At 55.8% G+C, this 18,177-nt stretch carries 14 protein-coding genes; 8 read left to right on the top strand and 6 right to left on the bottom strand.

Going from position 1 to position 18,177, the window contains the following annotated elements:
* Positions 1-73: 73 nt before the first annotated feature.
* Genes PPGU16_RS30225 through PPGU16_RS42770 form a run of 5 tightly spaced genes read right to left on the bottom strand, consistent with a single transcriptional unit; the run spans position 74 to position 7,856 of the window.
* The gene (locus PPGU16_RS30225; RefSeq protein ID WP_180726410.1) at positions 74-1,918 is read right to left on the bottom strand and encodes an ATP-binding protein; all 1,845 of its coding nucleotides are present in this window, start codon (positions 1,916-1,918) and stop codon (positions 74-76) included.
* A 22-nt stretch (positions 1,919-1,940) separates the two neighbouring features.
* Positions 1,941-3,053 (bottom strand): LacI family DNA-binding transcriptional regulator, encoded by a 1,113-nt coding sequence (locus tag PPGU16_RS30220; protein ID WP_180726409.1) that lies wholly within the window; start codon positions 3,051-3,053, stop codon positions 1,941-1,943.
* A 43-nt stretch (positions 3,054-3,096) separates the two neighbouring features.
* Entirely contained in the window at positions 3,097-4,533 is a 1,437-nt protein-coding gene (locus PPGU16_RS30215; protein ID WP_180726408.1) for an alpha-glucosidase/alpha-galactosidase, read from the bottom strand.
* Positions 4,534-4,588: 55 nt separating this feature from the next.
* A complete protein-coding gene (locus PPGU16_RS30210) occupies positions 4,589-5,932 on the bottom strand; it encodes an ABC transporter substrate-binding protein (protein WP_224031865.1) in 1,344 nt (447 codons plus the stop codon).
* A 58-nt stretch (positions 5,933-5,990) separates the two neighbouring features.
* Positions 5,991-7,856, bottom strand: coding sequence for an ABC transporter permease (locus tag PPGU16_RS42770; RefSeq protein ID WP_243460727.1), 1,866 nt, complete (start codon positions 7,854-7,856; stop codon positions 5,991-5,993).
* 451 nt (positions 7,857-8,307) lie between these two features.
* Between PPGU16_RS42770 and PPGU16_RS30200 the strand changes: the two genes are divergently transcribed.
* The 8 genes from PPGU16_RS30200 (at position 8,308) to PPGU16_RS30165 (ending at position 16,027) form a co-directional block, all read left to right on the top strand.
* Positions 8,308-9,048, top strand: a complete 741-nt coding sequence (locus PPGU16_RS30200; RefSeq protein WP_180726407.1) for an enoyl-CoA hydratase/isomerase family protein — start codon at positions 8,308-8,310, stop codon at positions 9,046-9,048.
* A gap of 630 nt (positions 9,049-9,678) precedes the next feature.
* The gene (locus PPGU16_RS30195) at positions 9,679-10,095 is read left to right on the top strand and encodes a porin family protein (RefSeq protein ID WP_243460726.1); all 417 of its coding nucleotides are present in this window, start codon (positions 9,679-9,681) and stop codon (positions 10,093-10,095) included.
* Positions 10,096-10,653: 558 nt separating this feature from the next.
* Entirely contained in the window at positions 10,654-11,670 is a 1,017-nt protein-coding gene (locus PPGU16_RS30190; RefSeq protein ID WP_180726406.1) for an aldo/keto reductase, read from the top strand.
* A gap of 10 nt (positions 11,671-11,680) precedes the next feature.
* The gene (locus tag PPGU16_RS30185) at positions 11,681-12,103 is read left to right on the top strand and encodes an SRPBCC family protein (protein WP_180726405.1); all 423 of its coding nucleotides are present in this window, start codon (positions 11,681-11,683) and stop codon (positions 12,101-12,103) included.
* A gap of 236 nt (positions 12,104-12,339) precedes the next feature.
* On the top strand, positions 12,340-13,134 hold the full coding sequence (locus PPGU16_RS30180) for an SDR family NAD(P)-dependent oxidoreductase (RefSeq protein ID WP_180726404.1): 795 nt from the start codon (positions 12,340-12,342) through the stop codon (positions 13,132-13,134).
* Positions 13,135-13,437: 303 nt separating this feature from the next.
* Entirely contained in the window at positions 13,438-14,598 is a 1,161-nt protein-coding gene (locus PPGU16_RS30175) for an NAD-dependent formate dehydrogenase (protein WP_180726403.1), read from the top strand.
* A gap of 163 nt (positions 14,599-14,761) precedes the next feature.
* Positions 14,762-15,085: a MoaF-related domain-containing protein gene (locus tag PPGU16_RS30170; protein WP_180726402.1), complete on the top strand. Its 324-nt coding sequence runs from the start codon at positions 14,762-14,764 to the stop codon at positions 15,083-15,085.
* A 12-nt stretch (positions 15,086-15,097) separates the two neighbouring features.
* Positions 15,098-16,027, top strand: a complete 930-nt coding sequence (locus PPGU16_RS30165) for a TIGR03571 family LLM class oxidoreductase (RefSeq protein WP_180726401.1) — start codon at positions 15,098-15,100, stop codon at positions 16,025-16,027.
* A 1,534-nt stretch (positions 16,028-17,561) separates the two neighbouring features.
* Here the strand turns inward: PPGU16_RS30165 and PPGU16_RS30160 are convergent.
* A complete protein-coding gene (locus tag PPGU16_RS30160) occupies positions 17,562-18,173 on the bottom strand; it encodes a hypothetical protein (protein WP_180726400.1) in 612 nt (203 codons plus the stop codon).
* Between the last annotated feature and the right edge of the window lie 4 nt (positions 18,174-18,177).

Below are 18,177 nucleotides of genomic sequence, written 5' to 3'. Positions count from 1 at the left end.
GCGGAACTACTGGGCGTGGTGACTTATTGAAATTTTCAGCCGCGCTAACACAGTAGCGGTCCCCGTACCGCACTCAGGCTGCCTTCGAGTCGTTCATCGGTGGCAGCACGAACCGGAACGTCGCCCCCTGGCCGTCGTCATTGTTCTCTGCAACGAGGCGCCCGCCGTGAACCTTGAGGATCGACGTGCATATCGCCAGACCCATTCCCATACCGGAACTGCGCGTGGTGAAGAATGGGTCGAACAGGCGCGGCAGATTTTCGGCAGCAATACCAGGTCCCGAGTCCCGAACCGACACCACCACATTACCGCCGGCGTCCCGTTGTGACACAACCGTGATCTCTTTATTGGCAGTAGTCGTCGACATCGCCTGAATCCCGTTCAGCACGAGATTGATGATCACCTGCTGCAACTGGACACGATCTCCAACCACTAACGGCAAGCCAGGTGCAAGTATCAATCGAAACTTGCCGCGTTGCCGCTCGATGTCGCGACGTACGATGCCCACCACCTCCTCAATCACGTCGTTGATATCGATGGCCGTATGTTCCGACGGCATCCCCTTGATCAATCGACGGATTCTCTGAACGATCGCTCCCGCGCGCGATCCTGCCGCGATAATCTGCTCGACACCTTCACGGACTTCATCGAAGTACGGCGGATCGCGCATCAGCCACATTCTGCATGCTTCGGCATTGGTACTGATCGCGGATAGCGGTTGCCCAACTTCATGCGCGATCGAAGCGCCGAGTTCTCCCAGCGCAGACGCACGATTCGCGCGCGACAACTCGGTCATTGCCCTGCGCAGCCGTTCGTCGGCTTGTCGGGCGGTCGTCACATCCATCACAGCGCCAATGAACTGGCGACTATCCGGCGAACCATTTGGCCCGACGCGGCCTACGATATGCAATTGCTTTGAACGGTCGCCGGGAAAGCTCAGCCGTAATTCGACATCGAAATTCGCAATTTGCCCCGCGTTCGCATCTTTCAGCATCTGCTCGAACACGGCAACGTCATCGGGATGAAGGCGGTTGCGCACCATCGCAAGCGTGGGTGCTTCGTTCAAGTCATATTCAAAGATCTCAAACGCTTGCGCAGACCAGAATACTTCGCCTGTCTTTACCTCCCAGCCGAAGCTTCCCGTACGGCTAAGCTTTTGCACTTCATCCAGGTATTGGGCCTGAATGCGCCGAAGTCGATCTTCTGCACGCAGCCTTTCGGTAATGTCATTGTTAGACTCGAGCGTACCAACCGGTTCGCCGTTCTCGTCGCGCTGCAAAGTCCAGCGGCTCGATACGATGACCTGGTCGCCCCTTCTGTTCGTATGACGCAGTTCACCTTCCCAATGGCCATCGCTCAGCAGGATAAGCTGGAGTTCTTCGCGCGAGATCGGAAAGACGGTATTCAGCAGCTCGGATGCATCCTTTCCAAGCGCCTCGCTTTGTCGCCAACCGTATAGTGCTTCGGCTGCATGATTCCAGTACGTGATGACGTCGCGATTGTCACGCACGAAAATAGCATCGTGTGACAGATCGAGCAGTCGCGCCTGCTCGCGCAGCCTACGCTCTGATTCACGACCACGACGCACGAGCGAGGTAACCGCGACGGATGAAACGAGAAATGCGGCGAGAGGGAATATGTCCGAAGCCTCAGAGATTTCGAAGCTGTATTCAGGAGGCGTGAAAAAATAGTTCAGCAGCAGCGCGCCGGCCGTCGAAAAAAGCGCCGACGAGATGAAGCTGTCGAGCAACGAGATCAGCACGATCGCAATGAGCATACAAAAGCTCACTGTCGCGAAGTGCATTCGGGCCCACACGCCGACAGCTGCGATGGCGGCCAGCAACAGGCAACCCGAGATCCACAACACGATCAGATAACGCCAGGTGCCCTTCTTTCCGGAAGACCTCAATGTTGCCATGACAGCCTCCTTGCGGACTCGTTCACGCCAGCCCGGACTTTGCCCCAGAACCGCCCGCCGCGGTCGATGGAGGTATCGTCGATGCGACCGGGCTGCCGCAGGACTGGCGCACGACAAGCGGCACAGCCATCATCGAATGCAGCTCAACCGGCCGCTCGCCTGCCATCAGGCGTACCAGCAGGTCCGAGGCTTCGCATGCCTGCTCGTAGGGCGACGTTCGCATCGTGGTTAACGGTGGCGCCGCGAAAGCCGCCAGTGGAATATCGTCGTAGCCGACAACCGCGATGTCGTCGGGAACGCGCAGGCCTGCCTTGCGCAACGCTGCCATCGCACCGAATGCGATAGTATCGTTTCCCGCGAATAGCGCAGTAAACGAAGGGCCGCGATCGAGCATCGCCTCCATTGCATCGCAACCGCTTTGCGCGCTGAAGTCCGCAAATCCGATGCGCTCGAATTCCGAGCCGAGATCGTACTCGCGCATCGCGTCACGATAACCGTAAAGTCGCTCTGTGACGCCGTGGTACTCATCGGAGGCAAAGCCGAGATAGGCGACTTTGCGGTGACCAAGCGAGAGAAGATGCCGTGTCGCGACGCGCGACGCCTCGCGCATGTCGACATCGATGCTATAGATGTTCGTATGCTCGATGAGCTGCGAGCCGAATACAACGAGCGGAAAGCCTTCGGACGCGAGGCGCGCGAGATGCACGTCATCGATGCGTGGCGTGTTGATGGCAATGAGTCCGTCGACACGCCGGCTGTCGACCATCTCGATGAAGCCTCCGCCCGTGCGTCCGGTGTCGATGATGGGCTCGAATATCACCTTGTATCCGTGCGCATGACAGGTGTCGTTGACGCCTGCGAGCATGCGGGGAATGAATGCATCGACCTTGAGATGTTCACTATGTGGCGTGACGATCGCAACGGTACGCGTCGCACCGCTCACGAGCGAGCGCGCCGCAGCGTTCGGCACATAGCCTAACTGTCGGGCAGCGCCTAGCACACGCTCTCGTGTCTCTTCGCTAATCCCCATGTGTGGCACGTCGTTGAGCACGAACGAAACCGTCGTGCGCGAGACGCCTGCCAGTTTCGCGACCTGGCTGCTGGTGACTCGCGTTGCGGCAGGTTTCGGACTCATTCCGGTATCCACGACAGCGGCGAACAAGCTTGAAGGACACGCGTCAAATCCCGACCTCCACGCGCGAGCGCTGCAACAGGCTCTCCGGAAGTGAGTCGCGGTGAGCATCGAGCAAGTCGTCGACCAATGCCACGATTTGGTCCACGTCCAGTTCGGCCGCCGTATGCGGGTCCAGCATCGCGGCATGATAGACATGGTCGCGCTGTCCCGTGAGCGCCGCTTCGACAGTCATTTCCTGCACACCGATATTCGTGCGCATCAAGGCAGCGAGCTGCGGGGGCAGCGCCCCGATATGGGTGGGTTGCACTCCATTCCCGTCGACCAGACAGGGAACTTCGACGCAACAACCTTGCGGCAGATTGTCGATCAGTGCTGTATTCGGCACATTGCCGTAGATGACGTTTCGGACGCCGGACTCTATCGAGTGGATGATCGTCGCGCCGTATTCGAGTGAGCGACGGACCGTGCGCAGACCTTCGAGTTGCGCCACCGCACCGTCATGACGGTTGTCCATCACCTTGAATCCCCGACCGAGCAGTGTCGCCCGCAAGACCTCGGGGTCTTGCGACCCCGGCTCGCGAAGTTCCTTTTCAATAAAGTCCCAGGACGCCTCATAAACCTGGCAGCGACCTGGGTACTCATCCAGTGGAATATTGAACCTGGCGAGCAGATCATCGCGTCCGCGCTTGATGAACCAGGGAACATATTCGCTGAAATGTTCGCTCGATTCTGTTGGAAAATAGCCAAGCAGATTCAGCATCTCGTAACGTACGCGGTTTGCATCGGGAACACGACCTTCGGCTCGCACACGATGCAGCGCGGGATAGAGATCTTCGCCGTTCCGTCCGAACTTCAGAAAGAACGCCATGTGATTGATCCCAGCACACGTATAGCGGATTTCTTCCAGCGGCACGCCGATGTCGTTCGCGAGTTCAGCGGCTGTGCCCTGCACACTGTGGCACAGGCCGATCGTGCGAACAGGCGACGCCCGGCTCATCGCCCAGCAGAGGATCGCCATTGGATTGACGTAGTTCAAATGCAGGACGTCGGGACATACGCGCTCCATGTCCGCGAGCATCTCGAGCATCACGGGGATGGTGCGCAATCCGCGCATGATCCCGCCAATGCCTATGGTGTCGCCGATCGTCTGTTCGAGCCCATATCGCTTTGGGATCTCGAAGTCGACCACGGTTCCTGGCCGGAAACCGCCTACCTGGATCAGATTGAGCACGTAGTCGGCGCCATCGAGTGCGCGTATGCGATCGGTCGTTGCGACAATCTCGGGACTCGCGTGCAAATGCCCCGCCACCCGACTCGCAACGAGTGCCGACAGTTCCAGCCGCCGCTCGTCTATATCGTGAAGCGCAATGGTGGCGTCCGCCAGTTCCGGGTAACCAAGAATGTCACCGAGCAGGTTGCGCGCAAACACAGTGCTCCCCGCTCCGATCAAGGCAATCTTGAGGGGCTTTCCCACTGACATTGAGGCATCTCCGTTGCGTGTTTTATGACGGAACCCTGTGCAGTCGCGACCTTTGCTAACGTCGCGTAACCTCATTGACCTTTACATTGGCATCTTTAAGCGCCGTTGCTGCATTCACTCGCCCCAGCAGGATCGATTCGATGGTGGCGTCCATGATCGCGTCGATCTCCGCGCCGCCTTTTGCAATAGGCGGTTGGAAGGTCGTCGCCTTTGTCATGTCGAGGAAAGCCTGCGTATCGATCTTGCGCCTGGCATGCGCGTCGACCGTGATCGCGTCGAGATCTTTTATTGCGGGGAATACGACACCGCGTTGCGCGACAATCTTCTGGCAGGCCGCGGAAGCCAGATATCTCACCCATTTCCACGACTCTTCCTTATGTTCACTGCCGCTCCAGATCGAATCGGCCAGTCCGTTGAACATCGTCGCGCGCCCGAGAGGACCTTTAGGAAGAACCGCGTATCCAACTTCGAATTTCGCGTTCTGCGCGTACCAGTTGACCATCCATGACCCATCGCTCACGATCGCAGTCTTTCCCGCCGCGAAGAGAGCAGAACTTCCTATCCGGCTGGCTTCGTCAAAACGCGCGGAATAACCTTTCTTCGGCAGACTCGTGAACCATTCGAGCGTGCGCGCCAGGCGCGGGTCGTCATAGTAGTAGCGAGTGGTCCACGGGCCATCGTTATATCTGAAACCCTCAGACACAGCGAACGCGCTCCATTCGGTTTGGCCCATCATGCCGCCCGCTCGGGCGATCTGATACCCGCGCACCTTCACGTGCTGCGGATCGAATTGCCTCGAATCGCCACGGTTACCATTGGCGTCGAGTGTCAACCTTGCGATTGCCTTCTCGAAGGACCCTCCGTCACGATCGTTCCACGTCCAGTCCGAAATCGATGCGGGATCGATGCCAGCGTCCCTGAACATCTGCTTGTTATAGACCAGCGCAATCGTGTCCCAATCCTTCGGCAAGCCGTACTGATGTCCGTCTCTCGACCAGTTCAGCAGTAATGCTGGATAGAAACTGTCTGTCTTCACCTGATCGCGCTGGATGTACGGTGTCAGGTCGACGAGTTGCCCGTTGGTCACCATCTCGGGATATTTCATCAAATGATTGGTGAATACATCGGGCGCCGTGCCAGACACGAATTGCGTCGTGAGGACAGTCCAATAATTCTCCCACCCGACTTGCGAGATCTTGATATGGATATCGGGATTCTCTGTTTCGAACTGCGTGGCGCATGCCTGATAAGCAGGTCGCTGGTTCGCATCCCATAGGGCGTATCTGATTTCAACGGTACCGGCATGGGCGTACACCATGGTCACCATTGCGGCGATCATGCCGGTGATCTGCGGAACTGGATACCGCCAGTGCCAACGTGAAAAGAGCCTCATGTTCATATACATTCGAGACACAGTATCAAAACCTTCGACAGTTTCTGTACAGACTATGCAACGGTCACTTCTTGCGAGGAGACTGTACGGATTGGACGACAAACCGGCCAAAGAAAAGCAGTAACGCAAACGATGGAAGTATTGCCAGACACGCAGCCGCCATCAGGCCACTCCAGTCCGGCGCACCTTGAGGCGCCTGCGACTTGAACGCTTGCAGCGCGACGGTGAGGACTTGCATATCATCGGCGCTCGCCACGAGGAACGGCCAAAAGAATTCGTTCCATGCGTTGACGCCCGATAGAATCGCAACGGCCGTTATCGGTGGCACGCTCACGGGGACCACCACTCGCCAGAAAATCGTCCAGTACGACGCACCATCGAGACGCGCGGCCTCCTCCAGTTCGCGTGGAATAGACAAAAACGTCTGCCGGAGAAAGAAGATCGCAAATGCCCACACAAGAAGAAACGGTGCCACCATACCCGCATAGGTATTGAGCCAACCGAGTTCCTTGACGAGAATGAAGTTTGGAATGAATAGAACGATATTCGGTAACATCAGGGAGACGAGAAATAGAGCAAAGAGCAGTTTTCGCCCCCGGAAACGCAAACGTGCGAATGCATAGGCAGCCATTGCGCTGAAGACAACCTGACCCGCCACGACCAGCCCTGAAAAGATCATCGAATTCAACAAAGATCTCAGAAAGTTCACATCGCTCCCTGAACCACCAGCGGCGAGAGCGACGTCGTCAGATACGTATCCAAGCGCCCGCCGAAAGTTTTCCAGCGTCAATACCGGTGGCAACCATGCTCCCGTTGATGCATACAAGTCGTCGGGGCGCGTAAGCGCTGTCCGCACTACGATCCAGAACGGAATCAAAGTGACCGCGATCAGCGCCGCGAGCAAGCACCATGCGAGAATGCGACCGAGGCCAACGCGCCTGGCGGTCTTCGATGGTGCGGTAATTGCGTGGTCGACGACGCCGAGATCGAAATTGAAAATAGCAAGATCCGACTCATTTGCGCGAAAAACGCGCATCTGAATGGCAGTGTACAAAGCCATGATGAACAGCAATGCCATCGACATGGCGCACGCATAGCCCATCTTGTGAAACTTGAAGGCGTTTTCGTAGATGTAATAGACGATCACGCGTGTCGAGCCCGCAGGCCCTCCATTGGTCGCCACTGCAATCGTATCGAATATCTGGAATGCCCCGGTAATGCTCGTCACAAGCACGAACAACATGACCGGCCGGAGTAGTGGCAACGTGATCCGGCAAAATAGTTGCCATTCGCCAGCGCCATCCAGTATTGCCGCCTCGAGAATGCTGCGGGGAATACGCTGCATGCCCGCCAGAAACAGCAAAGAGATCATGCCGGTGTATCGCCATGTATTGACGGCCGCTACTGTCGCGAGGGCCTCAACGGGCGAACTGAAGAATGTCTGGGTAGTAAGGCCGACCGACTGAAGCATGACGTTGACCCAACCGAGCGTCGGGTCGAGGAGCCACATCCACAACAAAGCCACGAGCACATTGGAAAGAAGAAACGGCAGCAGCACGATCGCGCGTAGTGCGATCGCCCGGCAGAGGCGGTCCATCAATACCGCGAGCAGCAGTCCAGTTGCTGTCTGCAACGGGATATTGAAAAGGACGTAATACGCGGATAACTCGAGTGCGCGCCAGAACTCGCCATCAGCGAGCATTGCACGGTAGTTATCGAGGCCCACATCCTGGGGCGCCGACATGAGATTCCAGCTGCTCATGCTGATGCTCATTGCCCTCACCGCCGGCACCAGATAAAAGACGATAAGGCCGATAAGTGAAGGCAGGATCATCAGCCACGCAGTGAACGCTTCCCGGTCGCGAAGGCGCGAGCCCATTTGCAACGATGGGACGAGTGATTGAGCGCCATCGACAGGAGCCGTTGTCATGACAATTCCCGGAGTCGCTCCCGCTAACGCGCGTTAGTTGCGGGATCAAAAAAAGACGCTCTCACGCGTCTCGCCCTACGAAAAACAGTCCATCCAGCAGTGGTCCATTCCTAGAGTAGCCAATCGACCTCCAACATTCAAGCGGCCACCAGCTTTTGATCGAACGCGGGTACGAGTGAGCGCAGACTGGAATTGTTAAGCAGGCAATTACCATGATGTGCTGCACCTTCTACCAATTTCGTTCTCTGAGACAGTGACACGAGTAGTTTTTCTCACATATTGCTGCATACGTATGCAATTTAACTTTTCGGTTGAAAAACTACTAACGCGTGTTAGATTTGTGTTGACCCTGCGGTGACGATCTGTGCGGTGAGTCCGATCATCACTCTGTATTCATATGAATTAATGCACGGTTGACGTCGACGACCCATGCGATGCAACAGAGGAATTTATGACGCGTCCTGTTTTTCGACCTTATAACCTTCCGACGAATCTCGACGGTTTCCATGTCGAACTGATCGCGAATGGCTTGCGCGCGGACATCATCCTCGACCGGCCGCCGATGAATGCCATGTCGTTCATGCAGCATGAACAAATCAAAACTGTCATTGAGACTCTGGACGTCGACCCTACGGTCCAGGTGATCGTGATACGCGGTTCCGGTGAACATTTTTCCAACGGGATCCACAAGATCGAGTCAGACGATGGCTCGGCACTCAACACATCAAAACTTGCATTTGCGCTGAGCGCACCGTCGCGTTGCAGCAAGCCGGTTATTGCCGCGAACCGGGGTTACTGCTTTGGCAGCGCCTTTGAGTTGTCGCTGGCATGTGACTTTCGGATCGTCACGGAGACCACCGCCTATTCGCTGCCCGCGCATCGCCCTGGTCAAGTCCCCGGTTTCGAGAGCGTGACGCGTCTCAGTGGAATGATAGGCACCGCCAGGACGAGAGATATCCTCATGCGGTCGCAAATCATCGATGGCGTGAAAGCGTACGATTGGGGCGTTGCCACCGAGTTTTCGGTCGACGGCGAACTCGAAAATGCCACAGACGCACTGGTTCGAGAGTTACTTGCGCTTTCACCCTTTGGTCCGCAGGCCACCAAAAGGCTCCTAAGCGGTATCGGTGACACTTCATTGAGACCCGACATGACTATTGCAGCCAATATCCGCGAGGCAATCTCCGCATAAGGAACCTAAGACCAACCGGTTCCGGTTGAAACAATCGTCGGCGATCAGCCTTAAATTTTCGCCTTCCAATCTCGCCGGCGATGAAATCCAATTAGGTCACATCCTCTCTTCTCGTAACTGTCCACGTATTCGGTCAATGAAACGTTATCAACCTTGTTGACCGAACGACCTTTCATCTCCTGTTTTTCTATCGATGCTCCGATCAATCGTGAGCAGTCGATGAACTTCTTTATTCACGATCTTCCTATATTTTTTCATTCGCACTGGTTGGTGATACATATTATCCAATCGCGCTAGTCTGAGCGTGAAACGTTGAAGCGCTGCATGACAAAAGATCGAAAGATCGCGATGCGTTTGCGCTGTCACGTCGTTGCATCGAGCCAAACGACGTCCATCGTCATTGACCGGCTGATTGGGGCCGCCATATGAAGAGGGTCAAATGCAAACAAAACAAAACACGCCGCCACTCATTGCTTTGACGTCAGCCTCCCTTCTTTCGAGCATCGCGTACGCGCAATCAAGCGTGACGCTCTATGGCTTTATCGCGCGATAGCAACCGGAGAGCTGTTCGAGACATCGCCCCAACAAAATGTCGGCATCGCTGTCCACTATCGCTTTCCGAAATTTGCAGTGGGCGCTGCATGGTCGCACGTCGACGTGTACGGTCCGACCGGCAATGTATGGATAGACAATTCGAGCCTCGCCAATGGTGCGAGTTGGCCCGCGTGGAAGTTCGACAACTTCGAAGTGAGCACGCAGTATCACTTCATGCCGAATTTCTGGCTTGGGGCGGTCTATACGTTCACCATGGCGCACCTTACTGCAGATAACGGTAACTACAACCCCAAGTGGCACCATCTTTCGTTCATGGTCGACTATGACGTGAGCACGCGCACTTCGTTTTATGTACAGGGTGTCCATCAACACGTTATCAGCGCGCATACAGGCACGAGTTTCGACGAAGCCCGGATCGTTGATGCTTCGGCAGGCACGTCGTCTGGCGTGAACCAGATGGTTTTCCGCATCGGAATCATGCACACCTTCTAGCCAAAACTCAAACGCAAAGACCTCCACTGCGTCGCGACTCGCACGAGATTGTCTTGTTAGCAATCGACGCGTTGCTAACAAGCCGGTATCACTATGACACTTCGAGGAATCTTTCGCGCTGTAAAGTTCATGTACATCGTCGCATCGCATTTTTCTCTTCTCGTATTAAGCGTTTTGACGACGTTTCATCAATATATATACCAACGTATAGTATTCCTGAAAACATGAAGTGGAACCTAACCATTCGTAGATCTTGTCCGGTGCACATGCCACGAATATATTGAATTACCCGCAGCGCCTTGCATCTGCATACAACGAGTAACACTCAAGGCATCCACAAGTCATAGCAGATCAGATCAGGCAAGGGGAAGCGTCTGTTGACGCGCTTTCACAAACTGGCGCGGCAAAGACAGCGGGTTCTGGTCGATGCGTCCAAAGGTTCCTGGCAGCGTCCGTTCATCGTTTCACGCGTTGTTTGTGTTGCGACCGGCAGCCACAGGACCTTCGTGGGTCCATCACACATTCGTACTTTGGGTCGTCATGATCCGGGAGCCAGTTATGAGTATCAGAGGCAGCTTACTGAACGGTCCGTTGGGTTTTGGTGGAGCACCGTTGGGCAATATGTTCCGCAATATTCCACAAGAAGAAGCACTGGGAACTGTGGAAGCAGCATGGCAGCAAGGCGTGCGTTACTTCGATACCGCACCGTTCTATGGAGCGGGGCTATCCGAACTGCGTGTGGGCGAAGCGCTCTCCAAGCACAAGCGCGATGAGTACATCCTCAGCACGAAAGTGGGCCGAATCATTCTCGACGAGATGGAGACCGGCAAGCGTGATCTTGGAGAGAAAGGCGGGCTGTTCGAGTTCGGCCGGAAGAACAAGATTCTCTACGACTATACGGAGAGCGGCACGCTCAAGTCGATCGAGGACAGCCTGAAGCGGCTTCAGGTGGATCGATTGGATTTCGTGTGGATTCACGATATCGCACAGGACTTTCACGGCGACGCATGGATCACGCAGTTCGACACTGCTCGCAAGGGCGCGTTCCCGACGCTGATGCGGTTGCAGGAACAGGGTGTGATCAAGGGCTGGGGGCTGGGGGTGAATCGTGTCGAGCCGATTGAACTGACATTGGGGCTCAACGACGCCAAGCCCAACGGGATGCTGGTAGCCGGACGCTATTCGCTGCTCGATCACGAGCTCGCCCTGCAACGTCTGATGCCCGCAGCGGAAGAGAAAAAGGTCGACATCGTGGTGGGTGGCCCGTACAGCTCCGGCGTCCTGGCGGGTGGCACTCACTTCGAGTATCAGAAGGCATCACCCGAGATTCTCGCGAAGGTCGCGGAAATCAACGCGGTATGCGAGCGCCACAAGGTCCCCGTCAAGGCAGCAGCACTGCAGTTTTCGCTTGCGCATCCAGCTTCGGCAGCCGTCATTCCAGGCTCTAGCCATCCGTCGCGGATCGCCGAGGACATCGCGGCGTTGAAGTTTTCAATCCCCGACGACTTCTGGCGCGAGATGCGAAAGCTGAACCTCGTGTCACCACTCGCACCGTTGCCAATCGACCGGAAATAAAGGAGGCGTCATGGCTGAAGCATCTACAAGGATTGATATTCCGCAGCCGGCTGATCAGGTGTGGCAATTGATTGGTGGATTTGGCTCGTTGCCAGACTGGCTGCCGTACATCCCCAAAAGCGAACTGAGCGAAGGCGGGCGCGTGCGGCATCTCGCTAACCCGAATGGGGAAGCGATCGTCGAGAGGCTGATCGCGTTCGACAATGCAGCGCGCAGTTATAGCTACGCCATCCTGAAGGCACCGTTCCCCGTCAAAGACTATCGTTCGACTTTGAAAGTGGTCGAGACTGGCGCCACGTCGAGTCGCGTCGAATGGTCGGGCCGCTTTACACCCACGACCGTGAGTGATCAGGAGATCTCAAAGCTGTTCGAGGGAATCTACGAGGACGGCCTGAAGGCTCTCGCTACGGGATTGGCGAAAAAGGCGAAGTAAGCGCGACAGTGTGAACGGAAGCGAATCAGCTCGTTCCATTCGGGTTGAATTCCAACTCATCCTCCCGGAGCCGCTTCGATTCGCTTACCGTTCACAACTGACCCTGAACGCACAACGCCTTCGGCTAGAGGCCGAGATGTTCCCGCGTACAGACCACGTCGCCGGAACCCGGTAGCCGGCACGGCAGGCTGCGCAGTCTACTACCTCTTCTGTTGAAGGCTTTTCGGAGCAGGAACGTGAAAATCGATCTTTCTGGAAAAACTGCGATTGTCAGCGCGTCAAGCGGCGGTATAGGCCTTGCGATCGCAACTGGCCTCGCGGAAGCGGGTGCGAATACGATCATCAACGGTCGGTCGAAAGATGCTGTCGACAGCGCTATTGCGAAGATTCGTGATCGGATTGCCGACGCAAAACTGTGTGGCATTCCAAGCGATCTCAGTACTCAAGCGGGAACCGACGCGCTGGTGAAAGCCATACCAGCCGCGGATATTCTCGTCAACAATCTGGGAGTGTTCGGCCCCGGCGACCTCTTCACCACGAAGGATGAAGACTGGGAGCGTTACTTTTGCATGAATGTTATGTCGGGCGTTCGACTCACCCGTGCCTATTTGCGAGGAATGATGGAGCGCAAGTGGGGCCGAGTGGTCTTCATGTCGTCAGAATCGGGACTGAAGATTCCTCCCGATATGCTTGCTTATGGATTTTCGAAGACGGCTCAACTCAGCATCGCGCGCGGGATTGCGAAGTTCGCTGCGGGAAGTGGCGTGACCGTGAATGCTGTTCTACCTGGGCCAACCGCGTCGGAAGGAGCGCGCAAAATGGTTGCAGAAACAGCGAAGAAAGAAGGCAAGACAATCGAACAGGCGCTGAACGAGTTTGTCATGGCAACGCGCGGGTCATCCATCATCCGGCGCGCCGCCTCGACGGAGGAAGTCGCAAATATGGTTGTGTACGCGTGTTCGACCCAGGCCTCTGCCACCACAGGAGCCGCATTGCGGGTAGACGGTGGGATTGTAGACAGTCTTACCTGAACGGGCGCTTGCTGGTATGGCGATAAGCAACAGGGCTCTCTGGTCCACAGCCTGAAAATCCGACACTAACATCCTCGACATCGACGATAACCACTGTCATATCGGAACTGCGATTTCTTGCGTCAGAAGCACCTCTATTATTTCGACAAAAAAATCGTTCGACTTCCATTAAAAAATCATTATTAATCGCATTCCGAAATAATTTCGTGCAATAAGAGAAGATATATTCAGCTTAGAGATTCCAAATACAGATACTAGTTCGTTAAAAACCTGCTAGTGACAATTTCTTCATACGGAGCAGACATGGCCAAGATTTTGTGTGTCCTTTACCCCGACCCGGTAACCGGATATCCGCCCAAGTATGTACGCGACGATATTCCGACCATCACCCATTACCCTAACGGACAAACCGTGCCGTCACCCGAAGGTCCGCTCGGCTTCAGGCCGGGCGAACTTGTCGGCTGCGTATCGGGAGAGTTGGGCCTACGCTACTACCTCGAAAAAAATGGCCACGAGCTCGTAGTGACCAGCGACAAAGATGGCGTCGATTCGACCTTCGACAGGCACCTTGTTGATGCAGATGTCGTAATTTCCCAGCCTTTCTGGCCAGCGTATCTGACGGCCGAGCGTATCGCTAAGGCGAAGAAGCTGAAGCTCGCTCTCACGGCAGGCATCGGCTCGGATCACGTCGACCTGAAAGCCGCGGCGGCGCACGGCATTACCGTCGCGGAAGAGACATTCTCGAACAGCATCAGTGTCGCCGAGCATGTGGTGATGATGGTACTAGGTCTCGTTCGAAACTACCTTCCCGCCCATCAGTTCGCGGTGAATGGCGGATGGAACATCGCAGATTGCGTAAGCCGCAGCTACGACGTCGAAGGCATGCATTTCGGTACGCTCGGCGCGGGCAGGATTGGGCTCGCTGTGTTACGCCGACTCAAGCCGTTCGATGTCAAGCTGCACTACTACCAACGCCATCGCCTCCCCTCGGCCGTCGAAACAGAACTCGGCCTGATTCATCACGATACACCCGAGGATCTCGTCAAGGTCTGCGACATCATCAATCTTCAGATGCCGCTCTATCCTTCCACTCAAGGCTTTTTCAACGAGAAGATGCTGGGGCTCGCTAAACGTGGGTTCTATCTCATCAACACCGCTCGTGGAGCGTTGTGTGATCGTGACGCAATCGTGAAAGCTCTGCAATCAGGCCATCTGGCTGGCTACGCTGGCGACGTCTGGTTTCCGCAACCGGCGCCCGTGGATCACCCGTGGCGGACGATGCCGTACAACGGAATGACACCGCACATGTCGGGCAGTTCGCTGTCGGGACAAGCGCGATACGCCGCCGGCACACTCGAAATCCTTCAATGTTTCTTTGAAGGAAGGCCGATTCGCCCCGAGTATCTGATTGTCGATGGTGGCAATCTTGCCGGGACGGGAGCCCGGTCTTACGCGCTGACCTAGGGTTCTGCCACTCTGGCTACGGAAACTACGCTTTGAGCCAAGGACATCGCGTCGGGTCGACAGCCCGGCGCGGTCGACTACCACTCCGCTATCGCCTGGACCGTCCCCCGTAGAGGCTCTTATTTGCGAGCCGATTCAATTTTCACTTGCGAGGATCAATCGAATGAAGTCGACACCCGACCTCCCGCCTTTTGCCGGTAAAGCCTTTGAAGTCCGCTACGAGGAGTTGACGGCCATTAACCGATACGACAGGGACGGCGTAACGATGGGCTACGAGATTACTGAAGGTTCCTACAGGGGAGCGAAAGGCGAAGTGCAGTACGCCTGGCAACGAATTTCGCCGGGAATCTATGCAATCGCATGGCAAGAAGCCGATCGCTCGACCGTCGTACATATCGACGACTTCGACAACGGCCATTCCCTCTCTTATTTCACTACGCCTCAACTCGTCCTTCACCGCTTGATCGGCAGCTTGCGTCCGCTCTGACGGAGCCTTCTCATGCAAAACGCGCTCAAAACCCTCACATCGGGTGGCTTCAGCATTGGCGTCGAACTTCCACTCGACAACGATTGGGTGGCCGCTTCGCGCCCTACACATCGCGCGGGCATTCCCGATATGAGTCACCACGCCGAGCTGGCGCAACTCGTCGACAGACTTGGGTTCCGCGCGATGTGGATACGGGACGTGCCGCTGTTCGATCCGTCATTTGGTGACGCAGGCCAAATCTACGAGGCATTCACCTATATCGGCTACCTGGCTGCCATTACCCGCCGAATCTTGCTTGGGACGGCAGCTATCGTATTGCCTCTCCGCGAACCGCTACTCACGCTCAAGTCAGCAGCAACGATCCAAAGTCTGAGTAGCAACAGATTGCTTCTGGGCGTGGCAAGCGGAGACAGGCCAGTGGAATACCCTATCTTCGGACGTGACTTCGACTCGCGAGGTGAGAACTTTAGGGAGCAGATCGCGCTACTGCGGAGCGATGGTCTAGATTATTTACCGCCGGGAATTGAAGTGTTGCCATATATGGATCACCGGTTGCCGCTTCTCGTCGCGGGCCGCGCGCAGCAACAACTCTCATGGCTTGGTGAACATATGGATGGTTGCCTCGCTTATCCGGGCACGCCTGACGATCATCGCCGCCGGGCCGCCGCATGGCGCGCGGTAGCCGGAAGCAAGCCATATATCAGCGTTGTCCATCTGGATCTGGCTGATAACCCCTACGCGCCGCTGACGCGGCACCGATTTGGCGTGCGTGCGGGATGCTTTACGCTGATCGAGGAACTGACGGAGATGAAAGCTGCCGGGGTTCATCATATCTCGCTGCATTTCAGACGTAACCACCGTCCGCTTGCGGAAACACTCGAAGAACTCGGGAAAGTAGTCCTACCGCACTTCCATTCCATCAATTCGACAGAGGTGATTTAGGCATGAGTTTGATGTCTCGCGTTGGAACTGAAGCGAACATTCCATCCTGTCGCTCGGTCAACGTGCAAAATCGATTGATGGCCTGGAATGTATGCTTATCTCTTCTGCAGGTGGTTTCGTTCATCGCATTCCGATCGATTTCGACAGTCGCAAAAGATCACGCCATTTCAACCATGCAATGAATCGGCCGGCCATTCCACCGAGAAAAAAGCCAATGAAACAAATGAGAGGCGCGTTTAGATTCCAATCGGAAAATAGCGTTTTCAATAAGACGACTGCGAGTACCAAGGTAGAGATGGCGCCCACGAGTCCACAAGTATATGAATCAACCCTCCTAGCCCCTTTTATGTACGCGGTCGAGTGGCCTGTAGCTTCGTGTATAAGTGTCGTTCCGCATTGAAAACACTTTACGCTCGTAGCCAGGTTTTGAGAGTTGCAAACCGGACACAGCATATCGTTTCTCCTTATTTTGATTTCGTCTGTACCGTTGGGCAAAACCACTTCGACGCCGGATAGAGTTCGGTCGCTAACGGTGTCGATGCCGTTTCAATCCGCTATTGAAGCCCATGGTCGACGATCTACGCCACCGTGTCGACCGACCGCTCATGGCCGTATCGGGGCCGACAGCGAACGCTCCAAACCGACCCGAAGCGGACAATTGAAGTGCGCGACAGCGGACATTCGAAGACCCGCTGCGCAGCTCATGCAGCGAAGTCTTCACGCTCAGCACGCCAGCAGCTTCGCCGCCGGCCACTCCGAGACTACCGACTGGTTACAGCAGTGACAAAATTGACAGAAGGACTCTGCAGTGGTGACAGACCTCGGGGGCGCCGGGTCATTCTCCCATGCCGACCTCATTCGACCTCGAACTTGAACACATTTCCTGGCTCGACAAAGCGAGTGGCCAGACGCCTTGAAGTGGGCACATATCGGCCCGAAACAATCGAGTAGTACTGTACATCGGTGCCAACTGGATCGACCGCCTGCCCCGCGCGCCGATACGAAAACGCAGGAAACCGTAGTTCCGAATGATCTTCGATAAGGCCTCGACACGATCCAAAAAGAGAAGGCAACTTCAACAGCGTGAACTTGGATTGCGCTTGATTGATCACATACACTTGCGCATATCTGTCTGCGGACCCTGAACCAGTCCCGGTCGACTCAAGGCAAAGCATGGGGCCGGCGTTTTTCGTGTATCGTGTCACATAGAGAGTGATGGATCTTGGGTCCACGTCGCCTCGACCATCCGATGGCAAGCGGACCGATCGCGAATACTCGTAGCGTTTGCCATTGATGCGAAGTGTCTGATCGCCCACAACCAAAGAGACACTCCTGTTTCCGACTCGACCCTGCCATGCAGCTTGTGGTACCCCTCGACTGTCATAGGTTGACGGCAGGTAGTCGCTTGAGACAGGCGACGTGAAGACCTGCCCTGCTTGGCGATCAAAGAAAGCCTGATAGCCGTCATACACCTCCCCTGCGAGCGCACATCGGGATGCGCACAACAGTAGCGCCATAAGGGTAGTCTTACGCATCATCGATACACCTTGCCACTAGTCGCAGAGATGTAGTCCGGATCATGTTTCCAGAAGATAGTGTGGCCGTGCGCTGCAGTAGAAACCCAGATTGCATCGTACTTTCCACGAACCGATGAATTCACGAGCTGGCCCGTCTTCTTGTTTTTCACCTGCCACCATATCGTCACCGGGCGACGTGCCTCCGGAACGTCAAAAATGTTGTGCTCCGGGGAACCGTACCTGAAACCGTCGCGAACTTTCGGGTGGTGGGCATAGTTGCTCTTGAAATCTAAACCATCCCACCAAAACCCGCCCCCTGAGGGATCCGTGCCATCGGCGACGAGTGCCTTCCTGGCCCACTCGACGGCAAGCGACATGCCGGGATCTTTCGCAACACCTGCATTACTGCTGCTCATGAGCTTTCCGAAGCGAGCGTTTCCGTCGCTGACGGCGTATGTGTAGTTGGGATCAGCGCTCAATAGCTGATCCACAGTCTTTCCACCCCAAGCGCGGCAACGATTTGCAACGGCGAACGCTATACCGCCTATCTCGTCGGGATCGTCATCAACGGACGCTTCACCGTAGGCTATGCCAGCGAGCTTCCTGGTCTGATCGTCAATATCCGGCATGTCT

This window comes from Paraburkholderia largidicola (assembly GCF_013426895.1).
GTDB lineage: Bacteria > Pseudomonadota > Gammaproteobacteria > Burkholderiales > Burkholderiaceae > Paraburkholderia > Paraburkholderia largidicola.
Note: the sequence above shows the minus strand (reverse complement) of the source record. Positions and strands in the feature narration are given on the sequence as shown.

Bases quoted from the DNA above. Each gene is read 5' to 3' on its own strand.
- PPGU16_RS30190 (WP_180726406.1), top strand. From the start codon at position 10,654: ATGAGTATCAGAGGCAGCTTACTGAACGGTCCGTTGGGTTTTGGTGGA.
- PPGU16_RS30185 (WP_180726405.1), top strand. From the start codon at position 11,681: ATGGCTGAAGCATCTACAAGGATTGATATTCCGCAGCCGGCTGATCAG.
- PPGU16_RS30200 (WP_180726407.1), top strand. From the start codon at position 8,308: ATGACGCGTCCTGTTTTTCGACCTTATAACCTTCCGACGAATCTCGAC.
- PPGU16_RS30170 (WP_180726402.1), top strand. From the start codon at position 14,762: ATGAAGTCGACACCCGACCTCCCGCCTTTTGCCGGTAAAGCCTTTGAA.
- PPGU16_RS30220 (WP_180726409.1), bottom strand. From the start codon at position 3,053: ATGAGTCCGAAACCTGCCGCAACGCGAGTCACCAGCAGCCAGGTCGCG.
- PPGU16_RS42770 (WP_243460727.1), bottom strand. From the start codon at position 7,856: ATGACAACGGCTCCTGTCGATGGCGCTCAATCACTCGTCCCATCGTTG.
- PPGU16_RS30215 (WP_180726408.1), bottom strand. From the start codon at position 4,533: ATGTCAGTGGGAAAGCCCCTCAAGATTGCCTTGATCGGAGCGGGGAGC.
- PPGU16_RS30160 (WP_180726400.1), bottom strand. From the start codon at position 18,173: ATGCCGGATATTGACGATCAGACCAGGAAGCTCGCTGGCATAGCCTAC.
- PPGU16_RS30165 (WP_180726401.1), top strand. From the start codon at position 15,098: ATGCAAAACGCGCTCAAAACCCTCACATCGGGTGGCTTCAGCATTGGC.
- PPGU16_RS30210 (WP_224031865.1), bottom strand. From the start codon at position 5,932: ATGAACATGAGGCTCTTTTCACGTTGGCACTGGCGGTATCCAGTTCCG.
- PPGU16_RS30175 (WP_180726403.1), top strand. From the start codon at position 13,438: ATGGCCAAGATTTTGTGTGTCCTTTACCCCGACCCGGTAACCGGATAT.
- PPGU16_RS30225 (WP_180726410.1), bottom strand. From the start codon at position 1,918: ATGGCAACATTGAGGTCTTCCGGAAAGAAGGGCACCTGGCGTTATCTG.